General features: G+C 73.7%; 18 protein-coding genes. 11 read left to right on the top strand and 7 right to left on the bottom strand.

Features of this window, described 5'->3' with window-relative positions:
- Positions 1-116: 116 nt before the first annotated feature.
- Together ACIA8L_RS22140 and ACIA8L_RS22135 are read left to right on the top strand one after the other, a co-directional pair.
- A complete protein-coding gene (locus ACIA8L_RS22140; protein ID WP_395907341.1) occupies positions 117-3,104 on the top strand; it encodes a discoidin domain-containing protein in 2,988 nt (995 codons plus the stop codon).
- An 18-nt stretch (positions 3,105-3,122) separates the two neighbouring features.
- On the top strand, positions 3,123-4,262 hold the full coding sequence (locus ACIA8L_RS22135; protein WP_395907339.1) for a glycoside hydrolase family 105 protein: 1,140 nt from the start codon (positions 3,123-3,125) through the stop codon (positions 4,260-4,262).
- Between the two features lie 33 nt (positions 4,263-4,295).
- Here the strand turns inward: ACIA8L_RS22135 and ACIA8L_RS22130 are convergent, their stop codons facing one another.
- From ACIA8L_RS22130 to ACIA8L_RS22120, 3 genes are all read right to left on the bottom strand, one after another.
- Complete coding sequence (locus ACIA8L_RS22130) at positions 4,296-4,775, bottom strand: GNAT family N-acetyltransferase (RefSeq protein ID WP_395907337.1); 480 nt, start codon at positions 4,773-4,775, stop codon at positions 4,296-4,298.
- Positions 4,776-4,790: 15 nt separating this feature from the next.
- Positions 4,791-5,171 carry a hypothetical protein gene (locus ACIA8L_RS22125; RefSeq protein WP_395907335.1) on the bottom strand — a complete coding sequence of 127 codons (381 nt, stop codon included), beginning with the start codon at positions 5,169-5,171 and terminating at the stop codon, positions 4,791-4,793.
- Positions 5,172-5,279: 108 nt separating this feature from the next.
- On the bottom strand, positions 5,280-5,801 hold the full coding sequence (locus ACIA8L_RS22120) for a MarR family winged helix-turn-helix transcriptional regulator (protein WP_395907333.1): 522 nt from the start codon (positions 5,799-5,801) through the stop codon (positions 5,280-5,282).
- 90 nt (positions 5,802-5,891) lie between these two features.
- Between ACIA8L_RS22120 and ACIA8L_RS22115 the strand changes: the two genes are divergently transcribed.
- Entirely contained in the window at positions 5,892-6,338 is a 447-nt protein-coding gene (locus tag ACIA8L_RS22115) for a hypothetical protein (RefSeq protein WP_395907331.1), read from the top strand.
- Positions 6,339-6,369: 31 nt separating this feature from the next.
- On the opposite strand, the gene ACIA8L_RS22110 is transcribed toward ACIA8L_RS22115, so the two are convergent.
- Positions 6,370-7,335: a helix-turn-helix transcriptional regulator gene (locus ACIA8L_RS22110; protein ID WP_395907328.1), complete on the bottom strand. Its 966-nt coding sequence runs from the start codon at positions 7,333-7,335 to the stop codon at positions 6,370-6,372.
- A 93-nt stretch (positions 7,336-7,428) separates the two neighbouring features.
- On the opposite strand from ACIA8L_RS22110, the gene ACIA8L_RS22105 reads away from it, so the two are divergent.
- On the top strand, positions 7,429-7,797 hold the full coding sequence (locus tag ACIA8L_RS22105; protein ID WP_395907325.1) for a VOC family protein: 369 nt from the start codon (positions 7,429-7,431) through the stop codon (positions 7,795-7,797).
- Between the two features lie 35 nt (positions 7,798-7,832).
- Here the strand turns inward: ACIA8L_RS22105 and ACIA8L_RS22100 are convergent, their stop codons facing one another.
- Positions 7,833-8,933 carry an FAD-dependent oxidoreductase gene (locus ACIA8L_RS22100; protein ID WP_395907322.1) on the bottom strand — a complete coding sequence of 367 codons (1,101 nt, stop codon included), beginning with the start codon at positions 8,931-8,933 and terminating at the stop codon, positions 7,833-7,835.
- Between the two features lie 76 nt (positions 8,934-9,009).
- Here ACIA8L_RS22100 and ACIA8L_RS22095 point away from each other — a divergent pair, with 76 nt between their 5' ends.
- The 3 genes from ACIA8L_RS22095 to ACIA8L_RS22085 are packed head-to-tail and all read left to right on the top strand — an operon-like array spanning position 9,010 to position 10,473.
- Positions 9,010-9,648: a TetR/AcrR family transcriptional regulator gene (locus ACIA8L_RS22095; protein WP_395907319.1), complete on the top strand. Its 639-nt coding sequence runs from the start codon at positions 9,010-9,012 to the stop codon at positions 9,646-9,648.
- A gap of 31 nt (positions 9,649-9,679) precedes the next feature.
- Positions 9,680-10,288, top strand: coding sequence for a pyridoxamine 5'-phosphate oxidase family protein (locus tag ACIA8L_RS22090; protein ID WP_395907317.1), 609 nt, complete (start codon positions 9,680-9,682; stop codon positions 10,286-10,288).
- Complete coding sequence (locus tag ACIA8L_RS22085; RefSeq protein ID WP_395907314.1) at positions 10,285-10,473, top strand: antitoxin; 189 nt, start codon at positions 10,285-10,287, stop codon at positions 10,471-10,473. The genes ACIA8L_RS22090 and ACIA8L_RS22085 overlap by 4 nt, the downstream gene beginning before the upstream one ends.
- Before the next feature lie 48 nt (positions 10,474-10,521).
- Here ACIA8L_RS22085 and ACIA8L_RS22080 read toward each other — a convergent pair whose 3' ends face one another.
- A complete protein-coding gene (locus tag ACIA8L_RS22080; protein WP_395907312.1) occupies positions 10,522-11,892 on the bottom strand; it encodes an MFS transporter in 1,371 nt (456 codons plus the stop codon).
- An 80-nt stretch (positions 11,893-11,972) separates the two neighbouring features.
- On the opposite strand from ACIA8L_RS22080, the gene ACIA8L_RS22075 reads away from it, so the two are divergent.
- Entirely contained in the window at positions 11,973-14,591 is a 2,619-nt protein-coding gene (locus ACIA8L_RS22075) for an AAA family ATPase (RefSeq protein WP_395907310.1), read from the top strand.
- Positions 14,592-14,630: 39 nt separating this feature from the next.
- A complete protein-coding gene (locus ACIA8L_RS22070; RefSeq protein WP_395907307.1) occupies positions 14,631-15,224 on the top strand; it encodes a hypothetical protein in 594 nt (197 codons plus the stop codon).
- A 24-nt stretch (positions 15,225-15,248) separates the two neighbouring features.
- On the opposite strand, the gene ACIA8L_RS22065 is transcribed toward ACIA8L_RS22070, so the two are convergent.
- Complete coding sequence (locus ACIA8L_RS22065) at positions 15,249-16,013, bottom strand: SDR family NAD(P)-dependent oxidoreductase (protein WP_395907305.1); 765 nt, start codon at positions 16,011-16,013, stop codon at positions 15,249-15,251.
- Positions 16,014-16,096: 83 nt separating this feature from the next.
- On the opposite strand from ACIA8L_RS22065, the gene ACIA8L_RS22060 reads away from it, so the two are divergent.
- Positions 16,097-16,525, top strand: a complete 429-nt coding sequence (locus tag ACIA8L_RS22060; protein WP_395907303.1) for a MarR family winged helix-turn-helix transcriptional regulator — start codon at positions 16,097-16,099, stop codon at positions 16,523-16,525.
- Entirely contained in the window at positions 16,518-17,420 is a 903-nt protein-coding gene (locus tag ACIA8L_RS22055) for an aminoglycoside phosphotransferase family protein (protein WP_395907301.1), read from the top strand. The genes ACIA8L_RS22060 and ACIA8L_RS22055 overlap by 8 nt, the downstream gene beginning before the upstream one ends.

Here is a 17,420-nt window from a genome sequence, read left to right as displayed (position 1 = left end):
CCCCACAGTACAGAGCGCGGACCGTGACCAATACGTCCCGGCCGCGGGCTGGTTATTTTTTATAAGCAAACTTTCCTTATTGACGGTCGCGAATCAGGTCCGGAACAGTGGCCTGCATGCTTACCCGCCGTGCCCTGCTCGCGCTGGTCGGTGCCGCCGGCGGCGCCCTCGTGCTGCCCGCGCCGGGTCTGGCCGCGGCCGCGGACCCCGTCGCCGACGAGTACCACCGGCTGCTGCTCGTGCACACACGCTGGGTGCAGCAGCAGTGGGACACGCAGATCGGCGCCTACCGGGCCGCCGACTTCCGGTTCGCCGCCGTCCTCGGCAATGCCGTGCTGCTCACCACCGACGGCTACGACGCCACCCTGGCCGGCGTCGACGCCGCGACGCTGCGGCAGCAGACCCTGGCGACCATCACCCGCTTCGCGGCGACCAACCGGCTTGCGGGCGGTACCGAATGGGGCAAACAGCTTTTCTGGGACTCGACCTTCGAGCTCTATTTCATCCTCGCCGCCCGCCTGCTCTGGGCCGACCTGAGTGCCGCCACCCGGGCCGACGTCGAGGCGATCGGCCGCGGGCAGGCCGCGTACGCGTACGGGCTGGGAACGGGCAACGACCCCCTCAGCGGCTCCTGGTCGCCCAACGGCAGCGCCGGCGGGTATGTGGGCGACACGAAACTCGAGGAGATGGGCGTCTACGCCCAGGCCATCGCGCCCGGGCTGGCGTGGGCACCGGCCGGGGACGCCGACGCGGCCCGCTGGCGGGAGCGGTTCGTGTTCTGGGCGGCCAACGCGAGCGGGCTGCCCGCCGCCGACCGGGCCAACCCGGCGGTCGTCGACGGCCGGCCGATCAGCGCCCTGAACGTCGCGCACAACCTGTACGACACGTTCGTGGTCGAGAACCACGGGTCGGCCAACCCGCACTACCAGGCCGAGCTGTGGCGCACCGCGGGCCGCGCGGCCGCGCACTTCCTCGCCGCCGGTCAGCCGCTGCCCCAGGTCCTCACCAACCAGCCGAGCGGGCGCGAGCTGTGGGCCACCCTGCGGCTGCTGGCCGGCGACGCCGGCGAGCCCGTGATGCCGATGGTCGCCGACCGCTACCACCTGTACGGCCGCGACGTGCTCCCCCTCGCGTTCCTCGCGCAGGTGCAGGGCGACCCGCACGCCGCCCGGGCCGAGGCCGACCTGACCGCCCGCCTGATGCCGTACCTGCAGTACGCCCCCGCGAACCGGCTGACGAAGTTCAGCGGGGAGGAGAAGTACGAGCCGGAGGCCCGCGCCGAGCTCGCGATCGCCTACCTGTTCCACCGGTGGCGCCCGGCCCCGGTGCCGCCGGTGACGAGCGCCGAATTCTTCGCCGCGGCCGCGGGTGTCCGCGACTTCGGCCCCGGCACCGGGCTGACCGCGCAGCAGACCGCGACCGGCTTCGCGGCCGCCGTCACCAAGCCCGGGTTCGTGCGCTTCCTGTGGCAGCCGGGACACGACAACTGGCTGATCGACACCCGCGCGTCGGCCTTCCTCCCGGCCCAGACGGCGGCGCCGGCCCGGACCTGGACGGCCGCCTACACCGCGGCCCGCGACGGCGTCGACGCGACCGTCACGGTGCTCGAGACCGCCGCCGGGTGGGCCGGCTACGCCACGCTGCCCACCGGCACCGTCGTCTACACCGGCCCGGGCCCGTCCGCGCTGACCCTGTTCAACCTCACCATGCCGGGCGTGCCGGGCCTCGACGGCGGCCGCACCTTCACCGGCGCCGCCGGCACCGTCACACCCGCCGCCGGGATCGGCGACGGCGGCACCGACGAGCTCGGCTTCGCCGCCCGGACCGCCCGTCACGTGCGCTTCCTCGGAAGGTCGGCGGCCACGCAGTACGGCTACTCGCTGTTCGCCCTGGAGGCCCTCGACGCCGGGAACAATGACAGAGCCCGCGGGGGTACTGTCACCGCGTCGTCGGCCGACCCGAAGTACCCGGTGGCCAACGCCGTCGACGGGGACAACGCCACCCGATGGGCCGTCGCCGTCGCCGAGCGGGGCCGCGCCGACAGCTGGCTCGCGGTCGACCTGGGCGCCCCGGTCCAGCTCACCGGCGTCCGGCTGCGCTGGGAGGCCGCCTACGCCACGTCGTACGTCATCCAGACCTCGACCGACGGCACGACCTGGACCACCGCGGCCACCGCCCCCGCGACCGTGGCGCTCGGTGCCTGGACCGGCATCGACGGCCGGGCCGGGCTCGTCGCGCACGGCGCCGGCGGCCCGATCACGGTGTCGGCCGCGCTCGTCACCGTCCCGGCCGCGACGCTCATCGAGGGGTACACGGGCACCGGCACCGATCTGGCCGCCGCGGCGAGCCGGCGGCTGCCCACCGGCGGGCCGGCGACCCTGCGGCTCAGCGACGCCGACGGGTACCTGACGCTGATCAACCTCTCCGCGACCGCCCTCAACGGGGTCGTGCTGGCGCTGCCGCGGGGGGACCGGCTGTACCGCGGCGTCTCGGTCGTTCGCACCGACGGCGGCCTGGACCTCACGGCCTCCGTCCCCGCCGGCGGTGGTGCCGTGCGGCCCGCCCGCTTCACCGTCACCGGCCGCGCCCCGGCCGGTACCCGGTTCAACGTCGCCGACTCCCACCACGTCGCCGTCACCGCACCCACCGGCGCGGCCGTCGACGTCGTGCTCGCCGCCGGCGCCTGGTCGGCCCGCGCGCAGGTGCCGGCCGGGGCGACCCGGAGCCTCGCCGTGCCGGTCACCGGGCCGGTCACCCCGAGCACCGACCTGGCCCGGGGCCGCACCACGTTCCCCACCTCGCCGCTGCCCGCCGGCATGGGCGAGCCGTCCCGCGCCGTCGACGGCGATCCCGGCACCGCCTGGCGGCCCGGCCCCGGCGGGCGGATGGTCGTCGACCTGGGCGCGGCCCTCCCGGTCGCGAACGTCGTGCTGACCTGGACCGCCGGCACCCGCCGGACCGCGCGCGTCGAAACCTCCACCGACGGCGCGACCTACACCACCTTCACCACGGGGCCCCGCACCGCGCGGTACGTCGCGGTGGCCGTCCCCGGCTGGACCACCGGCGACGCCGAGCTCACCGACCTGGCCGTCACCTCCTCGTAACTCGCGAAGGGCCACCCGATGCACCTGTCCCGCCGCGCGGTCCTGGCCGGATCGGCCGCCGCCCTCGGCACCCTCGCGCTGCCGGGCACCGCCCGCGCGGCCGACCGGCCCGACGACGTCTCACGGGCCGTCATCGACTCGACGATGGCCCGCTTCACGCCCGCCACCTTCGGCGGCTGGGAATACCACAAGGCGCTGTACCTCTACGGCCAGTACCTGTTCTACCGGCGCACCGGCGAGTCGAAGTACTTCGACTACATCAAGGCGTGGGTCGACCGGTTCGTCACCGACAGCGGCATCAGCAACGCGTTCAACAGCCTCGACTCCATCCGCCCCGCGCAGCTGCTGCCCCTGCTCTACACCGAGACCGGGCTGCGGAAGTACCGCACCGCCGCCGACCAGGTCCGGCAGCGCTTCACCACCTACCCGCGCACCACCGACGGCGCCCTCATCCACAACGTCGGCCTGCAGGGCCAGCTCTGGTGCGACGGGGTGTACATGGCCCTGCCGTTCCTGGTCCTGTACGGCCGCACCTTCGGCGATGCCCAGTACTGCTACGAAGAGGCCGGCAAGAACATGGCCGTCTACTTCAAGCACCTCAAGTCGGACAACGGCCTGCTGTTCCACGCCTACGACGAGGACGGCTCGGCGCCGTGGGCGAAGGCCAACGGCGGCCGCTCGACCGTCCACTGGGGACGGGCGATCGGCTGGTTCGGCATGACCGCCGTGGAACTGCTCGAGATCCTCCCGGCCGGCCACCCGCGGCGGGCCGCCCTGATCGACATGGTCCGCCACCTCGCCGAGGGCTACCGCCGCTACCAGGGCGCGTGGACCGGGATGTGGTATCAGGTCGTGAACACGAGCACCGACGCCCGCAACTGGCGCGAGACGTCCTGCTCCGCCATGTTCACCTTCATGCTCTCGCGCGGCGTCCAGCGCGGCTACCTCGGCGCGGAGTTCCAGCCCGTGGCGGCGAAGGGCTACCAGGGCGTGCTCGGCCAGCTGTCCATCGGCACCGACGGCCTGACCCGGATCGTCGACATCTGCGAGGGCACCAACGTCGGCGACGAGGCGTACTACTACGCCCGCCTCCGCCGCGTGAACGACACCCACGGCCTCGGCGCCTTCCTCATCATGAACGAACAGCTCCGCGCCTGACGTCTCCGCCACACGTCCGTCCGGACGTCTCCGTCACACGTCCGCCGCCGGCTCCCGGATCAGCGCGAGCACGTCCACGGGCTCACGCACCAGGAACACGTCGACCGCGTCCTCGGCGACGAGGGCGAAGCCGTGCCGCTCGTACAGCCGCCGGGCCGGGCTACCGCGCAGCACGTTGAGCCGCAGCCGGGTGCCGTCGCGGTCGCAGCGGGCGAGGAGGTCGCGCAGGACCGCGGTACCGATGCCGGCGCCCTGCGCCCACGGTGCCAGATAGAAGTGCTCCAGCCAGTGTGCATCCCCGCCCGGGCGCAGCGCCACGCACCCGGCGAAGGCACCGTCGACGGTGATGACGCGGGTGTGGGCCGGCTCGAAGGCGTCGCGCAGCCGCTGCCGGACGCGGTGCTCGTCGTAGCGGCCGAGCCGTTGCAGGTCGGCCCGCAGCACCACGGCCCGCAGCTCGGCCACCGCCTCGACGTCCGCCGCGGTGGCCGGTCGAGTCGCCCAGGACGCCATGGCCGCCAGGCTAGATCATCCCGGTCGGCCCCGCTCGTCCACGATCTCCACGGTCAGATGGGGCCAGGCGGCGCGGGTCAGCCGAACCAGGTCCGGTACTGACACCGGTCGTGCGGTGACGAGCGCCCGGCCCTGCTCGTCGTAGCGAGTGTCGGTCCCACGCCCGTCGTCCGCCACGGACACGGAGCCGTCCCGGTGCAGCGTGACAACGCACCGTCCCGCGGTCGCGGTCTCGGCTTCGTCGGCCGCACACGCGATGACCTCAAGGATCAGGTGCATCACGCCGCCGGGAGCGAACCTCGCCGGATGCCGGCGAACCTCGGCCAGGTGCTCGGCATCCACGTCGCTGTCCCAGTCGTGCGTTGTGTTGCGCCACGGCCGGCCCGACTCACCCACGCACGAATTGTCTCTCGCGCGGCCGGTCGCCAGTCGCGGCGACGGCCGGATGTTCATGGTCGACCTGGACGGGCCGGTCTCCGTGTCGGTGACGATCACGCGCTGCGTTCACTGGACGCCACCGTTGCCGGTCATGCCGGCCAGGGACTCGACGAAGCGGGTCAGGAGCCGGGCGAACGCCGCGCGGTCGGCGTCGGGCCAGTCGGACATCGCCGCGGCGAAGATCGAGCGGCGGAACCGGTGCATCTCCTCGAAGAGGGCGTTGCCGCGCTCGGTTCGCACGAGGGCCGTGCGACGGCCGTCGGCCTGGTCGGCTTCCCGGCGCACCAGGCCGGCCTCGACGGCGGCGGCCACGAGCTTGCTCGCCCTCGGCTGATCGACGTTGAGGGTGGCCGCGACCCCGGAGACGGTGGCCGGGGTGCCGGCCTGCTCCGCGGCCGCGATCGCGTCGAGGACGTCCACGGCCGCGTTGCCGACGACGCCGGCGTGCTCGGCGTCGTCCCGCTGCTCCGCGAGGCGGGTCAGCGCGCGCCGGGTCTGGCTTCTGCGGATCGCGACCATGGCGCGCTCGACGGCCTTGACGTGTTCGTCGTCGTGGACCCGCTCACTGCTGGGGTGCTTGCGCGGCATGACACTTCCAATGCATACTCTTTGACATCTAGTTGCTAAATTACATCTACTGGGGGCGTGATGGCGACCGAAGGGCCAACAGGATATTCCTTGGGACGCGCGACCGGCGGGCCCGCTGGATATCCGATCGGGTACTGGCTCAAGCGCTTGGATGCCGCGATCGAGGCGGCGATCGCTTCCACGCTCGCCGCCGAGGGCCTTGCCCGCCGGCATTGGCAGACGATGAACTATCTCCACGAGGGGCCGAGCGACGAAGCCGGGCTGGCTGCGGCGCTGCGGCCGTTCTGGGGTCCGGGCGAGATCGCGCCGGACGAAGTCCTACGCGACCTCGAACGCCGGACGCTGGTCGTCAACGACGCGGGGCTCTACGCGCTCACGGCGGCGGGGGAGGCCACCCGGGCCACGATCGCCGAGAACGTCGACGTGACCCGGAGCCGGCTCGTCGACGGCGTCGGGCGCGAGGAGTACCTCGCCACCGTCGAGGTGCTGCGGCGCATGACCGCCAACCTGGAGGGCGCTCCCGCGGGCGGGCGGTAGGCCGCCACGCACGGACTGCCGCCGGCGGGAGTCAGGACGTCGGTGCCGGCCCATAATGGCGGGCGAGGTCGGTGGCGAGGGCGCGGAGATGAGCCCTGACCTCGGCCGGGCCGTGCACCGTGATGGCGCTGCCGAACGGCAGCAATGCTCGCACGTCCTCGAGACGCATGAAGCGAATGGTCACCTGGTGGCCGGTGGCGGATGCCGCATCGTCGTCCCGGACGAGTCGCAGGCCGAAGATCCGTTGTGCTCGCTCGATCTGGGTCTGGTCGACGGTGGCGCTGACCTCGATGGCGTGGCTGTGTGCCCACTGGTCGACGAGCGCCGCCGCCACGGTGGCCAGGGTCTGGTCCCGGCGGACTCTTCGTGGCCGGTCGACCGCGTTCCAGGCCGTGATCCGTTCGAGCCGGTACATCCGTGGCACTCGGGCGCAGTCGGCGACGAGATACCAGACGCCGGCCTTGGCGAGCAGGCCGTAGGGGTCCACGACCACGTCGCTGGGGCGCGGCTCACGCGGGCTGTCGTAGACGATCCGCAGCCGCCGGCCGCGCCGCACCGGGCCGATCAGCGCGGCCGGCGTCGGGCCGGAAGCATGTGTCTGGAGCCAGGGGCGGCTGTCCACGTGCACGACATCGGTGAGCGGCAGGAGCTCCGGCCCGCGTCGTGACCGGGTAGCGGCGATCTTGGCGAGCGCGCGCCGGCTCTCGACCGATGCGTCGAGCTCCGTGCGCTGCTGCTCGTCCAGCCCGATGAGCGAGAGCTGATCACGCTCGCCGGGGGTGAGCCGCGTGAGGTCGAGCCCGGACCCGGGCAGCATGGCCACGCCACCGAGCCGGCCCCGGTGCGCGGTCACCGGCAGACCGGCGTCCCGGAGCCAGTTCAGGTCCCGGGTGATGGTTCGCAGCGACACCCCGAGCGCGGTGGCGAGCTCCTGTGTGGTCGCGCCCGCCCTGGATTCGAGCAGCAGCATCAGGGCGAAGAAGCGGTCCGGGGTCACCCGCCAAGGTTCTCAGGAAATTGCGACAGGATGCGGCGCATATCCCGGCCAGGCTGGCGGACGAACACCTACGACCAGCGAGAAGGAACAACCATGAGCACATCCGTCGTGTCCATCGTCTACGTGAACGACGCGCCCGCCGCGGCTCGCTTCTACGGCGATCTCCTCGGCCTGAGTCCTTCGCTCGAGACGCCGGGGTACATCACCTTCGACCTCGGGCCCGGCGCAAGCCTCGCGCTGTGGTCCGGCCAGTTCGAGGATCTGGCGCCGGCCGTCCCCCGCGCCAGTGAGGTCTGCCTGGCCGTCGAGGGCGGACGCCCCGACGAGATCACCGCGATCTTCGAGCGGTGGCAGTCCAAGGGCGTCACGATCCTGCGCGAACCGCACGATGTGGGGTTCGGCCTGACCTTCCTCGCCGCCGACCCGGACGGCAACCGCATCCGGGTCGCACCGAAGGACTGAGAGCGCACGATGCGGCGCCGGGCTCGTGGCCGTGGTTACGCGCCGCGGGTCATGAGGCGGGCGCCCGCGTTGCGGACGGCGAGGCCCAGGCGGGTCTTCGGGACCACCAGGGCGGCGGCGCGGGCGGCTCGGCGGACCTTCGCGTCGGTGCGGACCCGGTGGTCGGCCTCGTAGCGTCGCAGGGCCGTCGCGATGTCGGGGCCGGCTGCGGCCAGCGCCGTGGCCAGGGTGTGTGCGCCGGCCATGGCCAGGCTGGAGCCGTCGCCGAACAGGGAGACGCAGGACGCGGCGTCGCCGGCCAGGGTGATGCGGTCGGTGGTCCAGGTGGGCAGGTGGACCCGGCTCACGGCGTCGAAGTACACGTCGGCGCCGGGCAGTTTGGCCAGGAGTTCCGGGGTCCGCCAGCCGGCGCCCTGGTAGGCCGCGGCGACGATGCGGCGGTGGGACTCCGTGTCGCGGTGGTCGAGGGTGGGGCGGGCCGGGCCGCGGAAGATGAAGGCGACCAGGGCGTCGCCGCTCGACGGGTGGATCGAGACCAGGCGGCCGGGTTCGTTGTACATGAGGGCGTGCCGCGGGTCGTCGGCCGGCTCGCCCAAGGGCAGGGTCGCGACCCAGACGCCCAGGTGCTGGACGAGGTCGGACTCGGGGCCGAAGGCCAGGCGGCGCACGGCCGAGTGCAGGCCGTCGGCGCCGATGACCAGGTCGTAGCGCTCAGGGGCGGCGCGGTCGAAGGTGACGTCGACGCCGGACGGGTCCGCGGACAGGGCGGTGATCGAGTCGTCGTAGCGGAAGTCGGCGTGCTCGCGGGCCGCGTCGACGAGCACGGCGGCCAGGTCGGCCCGGGGGATCTCCAGCGCGTCGGGCTCGGTCTGCATCGGCAGGCGGGCGACGGTGCGGCCGGCTCGGTCGAGCACGCGCATGCCCTCGGCGTGGGTGGCGCGCTCCTTGAGGGCCGGGAGCACGCCCATGGCCCGGGCGACGGGCAGGGCCGGGCCGCGCACGTCGACCGGGTTGCCGCTGGAGCGCTGGCCGGCCGAGCGCTCCACGACGGTGACGCGGTAGCCGTTGCGGGCGAGCCAGTAGGCGGCGGTGGTGCCGGCCACGCCGGCGCCGGAGATGAGCACTGAAGGCGTCATGGATCGAACCGTACTCGCACTCAGTGCAAGTTTGCAATGAGTGCCAAGTAACATTCGGTGCGATATGATGGGCGGCATGTCGTTGCGGGAGATCAAGCGGGCGCGGACCCGGCAGGCGATCGTGGCCGCGGCGACCGACCTGTTCGAGCGCGACGGCTATGAGCAGACGACGATCGCCGACATCGCGGCGGCGGCGGAGATCGGGACGCGGACCTTCTTCGGCTACTTCGCCAGCAAGGAGGACCTGCTCTTCCCCGAGACCGACGCGCGGCTGCGGGCGGCGGTCCAGGCGGTCGAGCAGCGCGCACCCGGCGACCGCCCGGCCGAGGTGCTGCTGCGGGCGTTGTCCCTGGTCGGCGAGGACAGCGACGACCTGTCCGGGCGGCTGGCGGCGCTGCGGCTGCGGTTCATCGCCGAGATCCCGTCCGTGCGCGGGCGCGCGCTGCAGACACAGATGGACATGCAGCAGGAGCTCGCCCGGCGGCTGGCCGCCGCCTACCCCGACGAGCTCGACCCGATCGTGGCCGCCGCCCTGGTCGGCGCGTTCGTCGGCGCCGTGACGGGCGCGCTGCACGCACTGCTCGGGGAAAGCGGGCCGGAGGACGCCGACCGAGATCCGGCAGTCGTGCAGAAAGCGGTCGAGCATGCCACATCCGTCGCGCTCCGTCCATGGATCGCACACGATGTGCGACAAAATGGCGACCCGGACGTGTGATCCTCTCCAGATGGGAGGCGATCACGGACTCATGGCGGGATCGGCCGGCGAACGGCTGATGCAGGAACGAGCGGGGACGGTGGAGCGGGCCGAGCGCTTCTATCGGCAACAGGTGTTGCCGGCACTGAACGAGCACATGATGGAGTTCGTCGGGCGGCAGGAGATGATGTTCGTGTCGACGGCCGACGCGCTCGGGCACTGCGACTCCACGTTCCGGGCCGGGCCGCCCGGCTTCGTGAGCGTGCTCGCGCCGGGCCGGTTGGCGTGGCCCGAGTACCGCGGCAACGGCGTGATGGCCAGCGTCGGCAACCTGGTCGAGAACCCCAACGTCGGGCTGCTGTTCGTCGACTTCTTCCGGGACGTGATCGGCCTGCACGTCAACGGGCACGCCACCGTCGCCTCCGACGTGGAGATGCGCCGGGACCACCCGCACCTGCCGGCCGACGAGGTGCCGGGGCGGCGGGCGGAGCGCTGGGTGAACGTGTTCGTCGAGGAGGCGTACATCCACTGCGCGAAACACATCCCGCGGCTGCGCAAGGTCACGGCCGAGGACCGAGCGTGGGGGACCGACGACACACGGCGCAAGGGCGGGGACTTCTTCCACGCCGCGGCCGAGGGGTTGGGTACGGTAGGCCGATGAACAGCTTCTTCGACAAGGTCAAGGATCTCGCCGACCAGCACGACGAGAAGGTCGACCAGGCTCTGGACAAGGTCGGCGACGTCGTCGACGACAAGACCGGCAACAAGTACAGCGACCACATCGACAAGGGCGTCGACTTCGCGCAGGAGCACACCGGCGAGGGCGACACGGCCCGGCCGGCCTGACACCCCGAAAGGGCCTCCGCAGCGGTACCGCGCGGAGGCCCGTCGAGCTCACCGGCGCGGCAGGAGCCGCGTCAGCAGGGCCAGCGCCAGCTCCAGCACCACCAGCGCCACCAGACTCGCGCGGAAGCCATCCGTGATCGTGGCGGCGGAGTAGAACACGATCCCGATGAGCGCCACCCCGAGCGCGTTGCCGGTCTGGTTCACGGTGGACAGGACGCCCGCCGCCGCTCCGGTGTGTTTCGGGGGCACCGTCGACAGCGCGAGCGTCGTCAGGGGCGCGAGGGCGAGCCCCATCCCGAGCCCCTCCAGCGCCAGCCCGGGCAGCAGCCAGCCGAGCCCGCTCCCGGCCGCGAGCGCCATCGCCCCCAGCCCGGCGGCCATCACCAGCCCGCCGACCGTGACCGTGGCCCGCCCCAGCCGGGCGGCGACCCGGTGCGCGTTCAGGGACGTGAGCAGATACCCGGCGCCGACGGCCATGAACACCGCGCCCGACCCGAGCGCCGACAGCCCCCGCCCGGACTGCAGGTACAGCGCCAGGACCAGGAAGAACGACGCCTGCCCCATCCAGAACGCCTGCACCGCGACCAGCCCCGCGGCGAACGCCCGGCCCTGGAACAGCCCGGGGTGCACGAGGGGCTCGGCCCGGTACCGCTGCAGCATCATGAAGGCGGCGAACAGCCCGGCCGCGACCGCCAGGCTCACCCACGTCCACAGCGGCCAGCCCTGCTCGCGCCCCTGGATCAGCGGCAGCAGCAGCGCGACCAGCGCCGCCGTCACCAGACCGGCCCCGGCCAGGTCGAGCCGCGTCCCGCCGCCCCGCGACTCGGGGACGGCCCGGAGCATCACGAGCGCGGCCGCGCCGACCGGCAGGTTGATCAGGAAGCAGGTGCGCCAGTCCAGGCCGAACACGTCGGCGCGGATCAGGACGCCGCCGACGGCCTGGCCGAAGACGGCACCCAGGCCGAGGGTGAGGGCGTAGCGGGCGAACGCGCGCGGCTGGGCGGCGGCCGGCACGGCGATGCGGAGGATCGCCAGGGTCTGCGGCATGATCAGAGCCGCGCCGGCCCCCTGCAGGACCCGGCCGGCGATGAGCAGGCCCGGCCCCGGCGCGAGGCCGCACAGGACCGACGCGACCGTGAACGTGACCAGGCCGATCGCGAGGACCCGGCGGCGGCCGTACAGGTCACCGAGGCGGCCGCCGGTGATCAGACCGGCCGCGAGGGCCAGGCCGAACCCGGCCACGACCCACTGCAGGGCGGCCGGGCCCGCGCCGAGGTCGAGCTGGATCGCCGGCAACGCCACGTTGACGATGAAGAAGTCCAGCGCGGTCAGGAACGTCACGGTCAGCAGGGCGGGCAGCACACCCCGCGGCGCGGCCGGGTTCGGGGCCGGCGGGGCGGAGATCGCGGTACTCGTCATGGCGGCGACGCTATGGATTGGCACACCCGTTGCGAATCGGGAACGCTTAGGTAATCGTCACCGGCATTAGAGTCGGTCCCGTGTTGGTCGGCCGGTCCCACGAGCAGGCGCGGCTGGCCGCCCTCGTCGAGGCGGCCCGCGACGGCACCGGTGGCGCCCTCGTCCTGCGCGGCGACCCCGGCATCGGCAAAACGGCCCTCCTGGACTGGGTCGCGGCACTGCCGACCACGACACTGCCAGATGCGACGTTGGTACTGCGTGCAGCCGGCGCCGAGTTCGAAGCCGACCTCCCGTTCGCCGGCCTGACGCAGCTCCTGCGCCCCGTCCTGGACCGCCTCGACCGCCTGCCCGGCCCGCAGCGCACCGCCCTGGCCACCGCCTTCGGCCTCGAGCCACCCACCGGCGCCCGCGACCCCGCACAGCCCGTGGACCGGCTGCTCGTCGGGCTGGCGGTGCTGTCGCTGCTGGCCGACGGTGAGCCCGATCGGTCGAGCCCGGAGCCCCGACCGGAGGTACGGTCGAGCCTGAAGCCCCGGCCGGAGGTCGTCGTGTGCCTCGTCGACGACGCGCAGTGGCTGGACTCCGTGTCCGCGGACGCGCTGCTGTTCGCGGCGCGGCGGCTCGGGGCCGAGGGCATCGCCATCGTGTTCGCCGCCCGGGACGGTGCGTTCCCGGCCCCCGGGGTGCCGTCGCTGGAACTGCAGGGCCTGGCCGACGCCGACGCCGTGCGGCTGCTCCAACCCGGGTTGGCACAGACCGTACAACTGCGGCAATTGGCTCTGGCTCATGGCAATCCACTCGCGCTCCTCACCGGTGGGGCACCACCCGCGGCGTTCCGGGATCAGGTCGCGGCACTCCCGGCGGGCACGCGGGCGGCCCTGCTGCTGGCCGCCGCCGACGACTCCGGGGAGCTCGGGCCGGTGCTGCGGCTGGCGTCGGCCGAGGACCTGCGGCCGGCCGAGGAGGCGCGGCTGGTCGAGGTCGGCGACGGGCGCATCCGGTTCCGCCATCCGCTGGTGCGGGCCGCGGTGTACAACGGGGCCGCGCTGGCCGAGCGGGTCGCCGCGCATCGGGCCCTCGCCGGCGAGCTGACCGGGGCCGGGTCGGCCGACCGGCACGCCTGGCACCGGGCGGCCGCCGCGACCGGGCCCGACGACGAGGTCGCGGCCCTGCTGGAAGCGTCGGCCGACACGGCCCGGGCCCGCGGCGGCTACAGTGCGGCGGCGGCCGCGTGCGAACGGGCGGCCGAGCTCAGCACCGACCCGAAAGCCCGGGCCCGGCGGCTCCTGCTCGCGGCCGAGAACGGGCTGCACGCGGGCGCGCACGGTGCGGCCGTCCGGCTGGCCGAGCGGGCCGCGGGCTTCGACGACGACCCGGCGTTCCTGGCCCGTGTCGGCGCGGTCGAGGGCATGGCCTGGTTCTGGCAGGGCGACTTCCGGGCCGCGTACGACCTCATCGCCTACGGCGGTCACCACCGCAACGCGCTGCACCCGGCCTGGTACCTCGGCGAGCCCACCATCGGCGAATGCCTCGACCGGCTCGCCGAGGCCACCGACGACCCGGTCGCGCGGTACATCGTCGCCGCCGCCCGCGGCCGCCCCCTCCCACCCGTCGCCGACCGGCGCACCGCGCACGACCCCGCCGTGGCCCCGCGCGACCTCGTCGAGCTGTGCGGGTTCGGCTTCGTCGCCGGCCAGGACAGCGAAACCCACGAACTGGCCGCCGCCCTGACCACCCGCTGCCGCGCCGAAGGCCTCGCGGGTCTCCTGCCGACGTTGCTGTTCTACCTGGCCGAGGCCGAACTGTTCGCGGGCCGCCACCGCGACGCGGCCGTGAGCGTGCACGAGGGCCTGGCGCTGGCCCGCGACGCCGGGCAGGCGCTGTGGGTGGGGCAGCTGTCGGCGGTACGGGCCGTGCTGCACGCCCTGGCCGGTGACGACGACGAGTGCCGGTCCGCGGCCGCCGACGCCCTCGCCGCGACCGCCCCCGGTGCCGAGCCGGCCGGCTACGCCTGGACCCAGTGGGCGCTGGCCCTGCACGACCTGGGCCGCGGCCGCCCCGAAGCCGCCGTGCCGCGCCTGGCCGCGCTGCAGGCGGACCCGTACGCGCACCAGGTCGTCGCCTACCGCAGCATCCCCGACCTGGTCGAGGCGGCCGTCCGCGCGGGCCGCGACCCGGAGGCCGACCCGGCCGTGGCCCGCCTGGCCGCGTTCGCCGACCGCACCGCCCAGCCGTGGGCCCAGTCCCTCGTCCACCGCTGCCGCGCCCTGCGCTCGGGCGACGAACACGAGTTCCTGATCGCCCTGAAGCTCCCGTCCCGCCCGTTCGAACGAGCCAGGACCGAGTTGTTGTACGGCGAGTGGCTGCGACGGGCCCGCAGAAAGTCCGACGCCCGCCCGCTGCTGCAACAGGCCCTGGAAACCTTCGACCGCCTCTCGGCCCGCCCGTGGTCGGCCCGCGCCCGCACCGAACTCGAGGCCACGGGCCTCCCGTCGGCCGCGGCCCGCCCCGAGCCGGCCGCCGCCCGCCTGACACCGCAGGAGCTGCAGATCGCCCGCCTGGCCGCGCAGGGCCTGTCCAACAAGGACATCGCCGCGCAACTGTTCCTGAGCCCGAAGACGGTCGCCTACCACCTGTACAAGGCCTACCCGAAACTCGGCGTGACCGCCCGCACCGACCTGGCCGCCCTGCCGTTGTGACGCCTTACACTCTTCGGCGCACGTCGATACGATGGGTGGATGACAGTTCGGCCGGCCGCACTCATCGCGCTGCTGCCGGTGCTGTCGGTCGTGGCTGGCTGTGAGGTCGGGCCGCCGGAGGGGGCGGCCCCCGGTGCGACCGCTGTTGCTTCCACAAACGGGTCGACCGAGGATCTGCCGGGCTCGACGCCGGTCGGCACCCGGCTGCGGTTCGGCGAGAAAGCGGTCATCACGGTCGGCGTGGGAGACACGCGGACGCGGGTCGGGGTCGTCGTCACCGGTGTGGAGCAGGGCGCGTCGGAGGACGCCGCAGCGCTCGCGACGATGGTGCCGGACCGTTCGGCCGCCGACCCGGTGTACTTCATCCGCGCGGTACTGACCAACGACGACGGCATGAGCAGCGGCGGTTCCTACAGCGGCCCATTGCTGTACGGCGACCTGGCCGACGGCGGCGACGCCGGCGGATTCCAGCTGATCGGCTCGACGGTGGCGCTGCCGCACTGCGTGTCGGTGTCCCGGCAGCCGCCCGAGTGGAACGTGGTGGGCGCGCGTAACGAGATCTGCCGGATCATCTTCGCGCGCCCGGAGGCCGTCAGGCTGCCGGTTGGCCGGGGTTCCATCCGTTGGTCGTAGGCCACTCCGTGCTGCGCCCGGGCTTTACGCGGGGGTCAGGAAGTGGCCGTCGGCGCGGATGAGTTCGCCGGTGACGTTGCTGTTGGCGGCTGAGCACAGGAACACGACGACGCGGGCGATCTCGTCGGCGGTGCTGACCCGGCCGGTGGCGGCGGCCGTCTCGGCGGCCCGGAGCGCCTCCGGCGGCCATTGCCGCTCGCCCGGCACGAAGCCGGCCATGACCACGTTGGTGAGGACACCGTCGGCGGCCAGTTCCCGGGACATCGTGCGGGCGAGGCCGTGCAGGCCGGCCTTGGGGGTCGTGTACGGCGCGCTGCCCGGGCGGCCGTCGACGACGAGGCCGGTGGAGACGTGCACGATCCGGCCCCAGCCGCGGGTCCGCATCCCGCCGGCGACGGCCTGGGACAGCAGGTAGGGACCGAGCAGGTTCACCGTGAGGGAGTCTCGCATCTGCCGCGCCGGCACGGTCTCGAAGCGCTCGCCCGGCGCGGGGAACGGCGGCCAGCCCACGGCGTTGTTGACGAGCACGTCGACGCCTCCGAAGGCGTCCCCGACCGCGGCCACCGCGCGGGCTACGGCGTCCTCGTCGGCCAGGTCGACGGGCACCGGCACGGCCTGCCCGCCGGCCCGTTCGGCCGCGGCGGCCACGGCCTTGGCGCCGGGCTCGTCCCGGTGGTAGCCGACCGCGACCCGTGCCCCTTCGGCCGCGAAGGCGACCGCTACGGCCCGGCCGATGCGCCCCGATGCCCCGGTGACGAACACCCGGCGGCCCTGGAGTCCCAGATCCATCACGCACTCCCCGTCTCGATTGGTTAGCCGGCTAGATAATTACTTAGCCGGCTAAATGAAGTCAAGTGGTCTATCGTTCCGGCATGGCACGGGCGCTCGACCGGGAGTACTCCGCCGCACTCATGCGGGCGTCGCGGGGCATCAAGACGGCCTCGGCGGAGGCGCTGCGGGCGCTGGGCGTGCACATCGGCCAGAACTTCCTGCTCGACCAGCTGTGGCAGCAGGACGGCCTGACCACCGGCGAGCTGGCCCGGCGGCTCGAGGTCGAGGTCCCCACCATCACCCGGATGACCCAGCGGATGGAGGCGGCCGGCCTGGTCACCCGCGGCCGCGACGAGACCGACAAGCGGGTGGTCCGCATCGAGCTGACCCCGCAGGGCGAGGCACTGCGCGACCAGGTGCCGGCGGCCCTGGACGCCGTCGCGGCCCGGTCGCTGCAGGGCCTCAGCGACGAGGAGTGCCGGCAGCTGATCGGCCTGCTGGAGCGCGTGGCCGGAAACCTGCGTGCTTGAGGTTCCGCAAGTCGTACGCCGCAAGGCCGAGGCCGCCGGTGCCCACGGCTGGCTCGCGGAACTGCCCGCGCTCGTCGGCGGGCTGGTGCGGGACTGGGGGCTGCGGGTCGGCGCGGTGTACTCGGGCGGCACCGAGGCCCTGGTCGTCGCGGTACACCTGGACGACGACCGCCCGGCGGTGCTCAAGCTGCTGATCCCGCGGCCCGGCGACCACGCGCGGCACGAGGCCACGGTGCTGCGCCTGGCCGGTGGCTCCGGCTGCGCTCACCTGCTGCGGGCCGACCTGGACCGCTCGGCCCTGCTGCTGGAGCGCTTGGGGCCGGCGATGGCGGATCTGGCAGTACCAATGCCGCAGCGTCTGGAGCTTTTGACGGACCTCGCCGCAAGCGTGTGGCGGCCGGCTCCGGACGCGGGCCTGCCGACCGGGCGGTGGAAGGCGCAGTGGCTGGCCGGGTTCATCACGGCCACGTGGGAACGCCTCGACCGGCCGTGCCCGGAGCGGACGGTGGCCAACGCCCTGGACTGCTGCGCGCGCCGGGCCGCCGCCCACGACGACGAACGGGCCGTGCTCGTGCACGGCGACGTCCACCAGTGGAACGCCCTGCGCGCCCCCGACGGCACCTACCGCCTGGTGGACCCGGACGGGCTCCTCGCCGACGCCGAGTACGACCTGGGCGTCCTCATGCGCGAGGACCCCGACGACCTGCTCGCCGCCGCCGACCCGCGCACCCGCTCGCGCTGGCTGGCCGCCCGCACGGGCCGCGACGAGCGGGCGATCTGGGAGTGGGGCAACGCCGAACGCGTCTCCACCGGCCTCCTGCTCACCGAGATCGGCCTCGAACCGGTCGCCGGTGAGATGCTCGCCGCCGCCAACCGCATCGCCGCTCTCACCTGA

It is taken from the genome of Dactylosporangium sp. NPDC051541 (assembly GCF_044454505.1).
Taxonomy (GTDB): Bacteria; Actinomycetota; Actinomycetes; order Mycobacteriales; family Micromonosporaceae; genus Dactylosporangium.
Note: the sequence above shows the minus strand (reverse complement) of the source record. Positions and strands in the feature narration are given on the sequence as shown.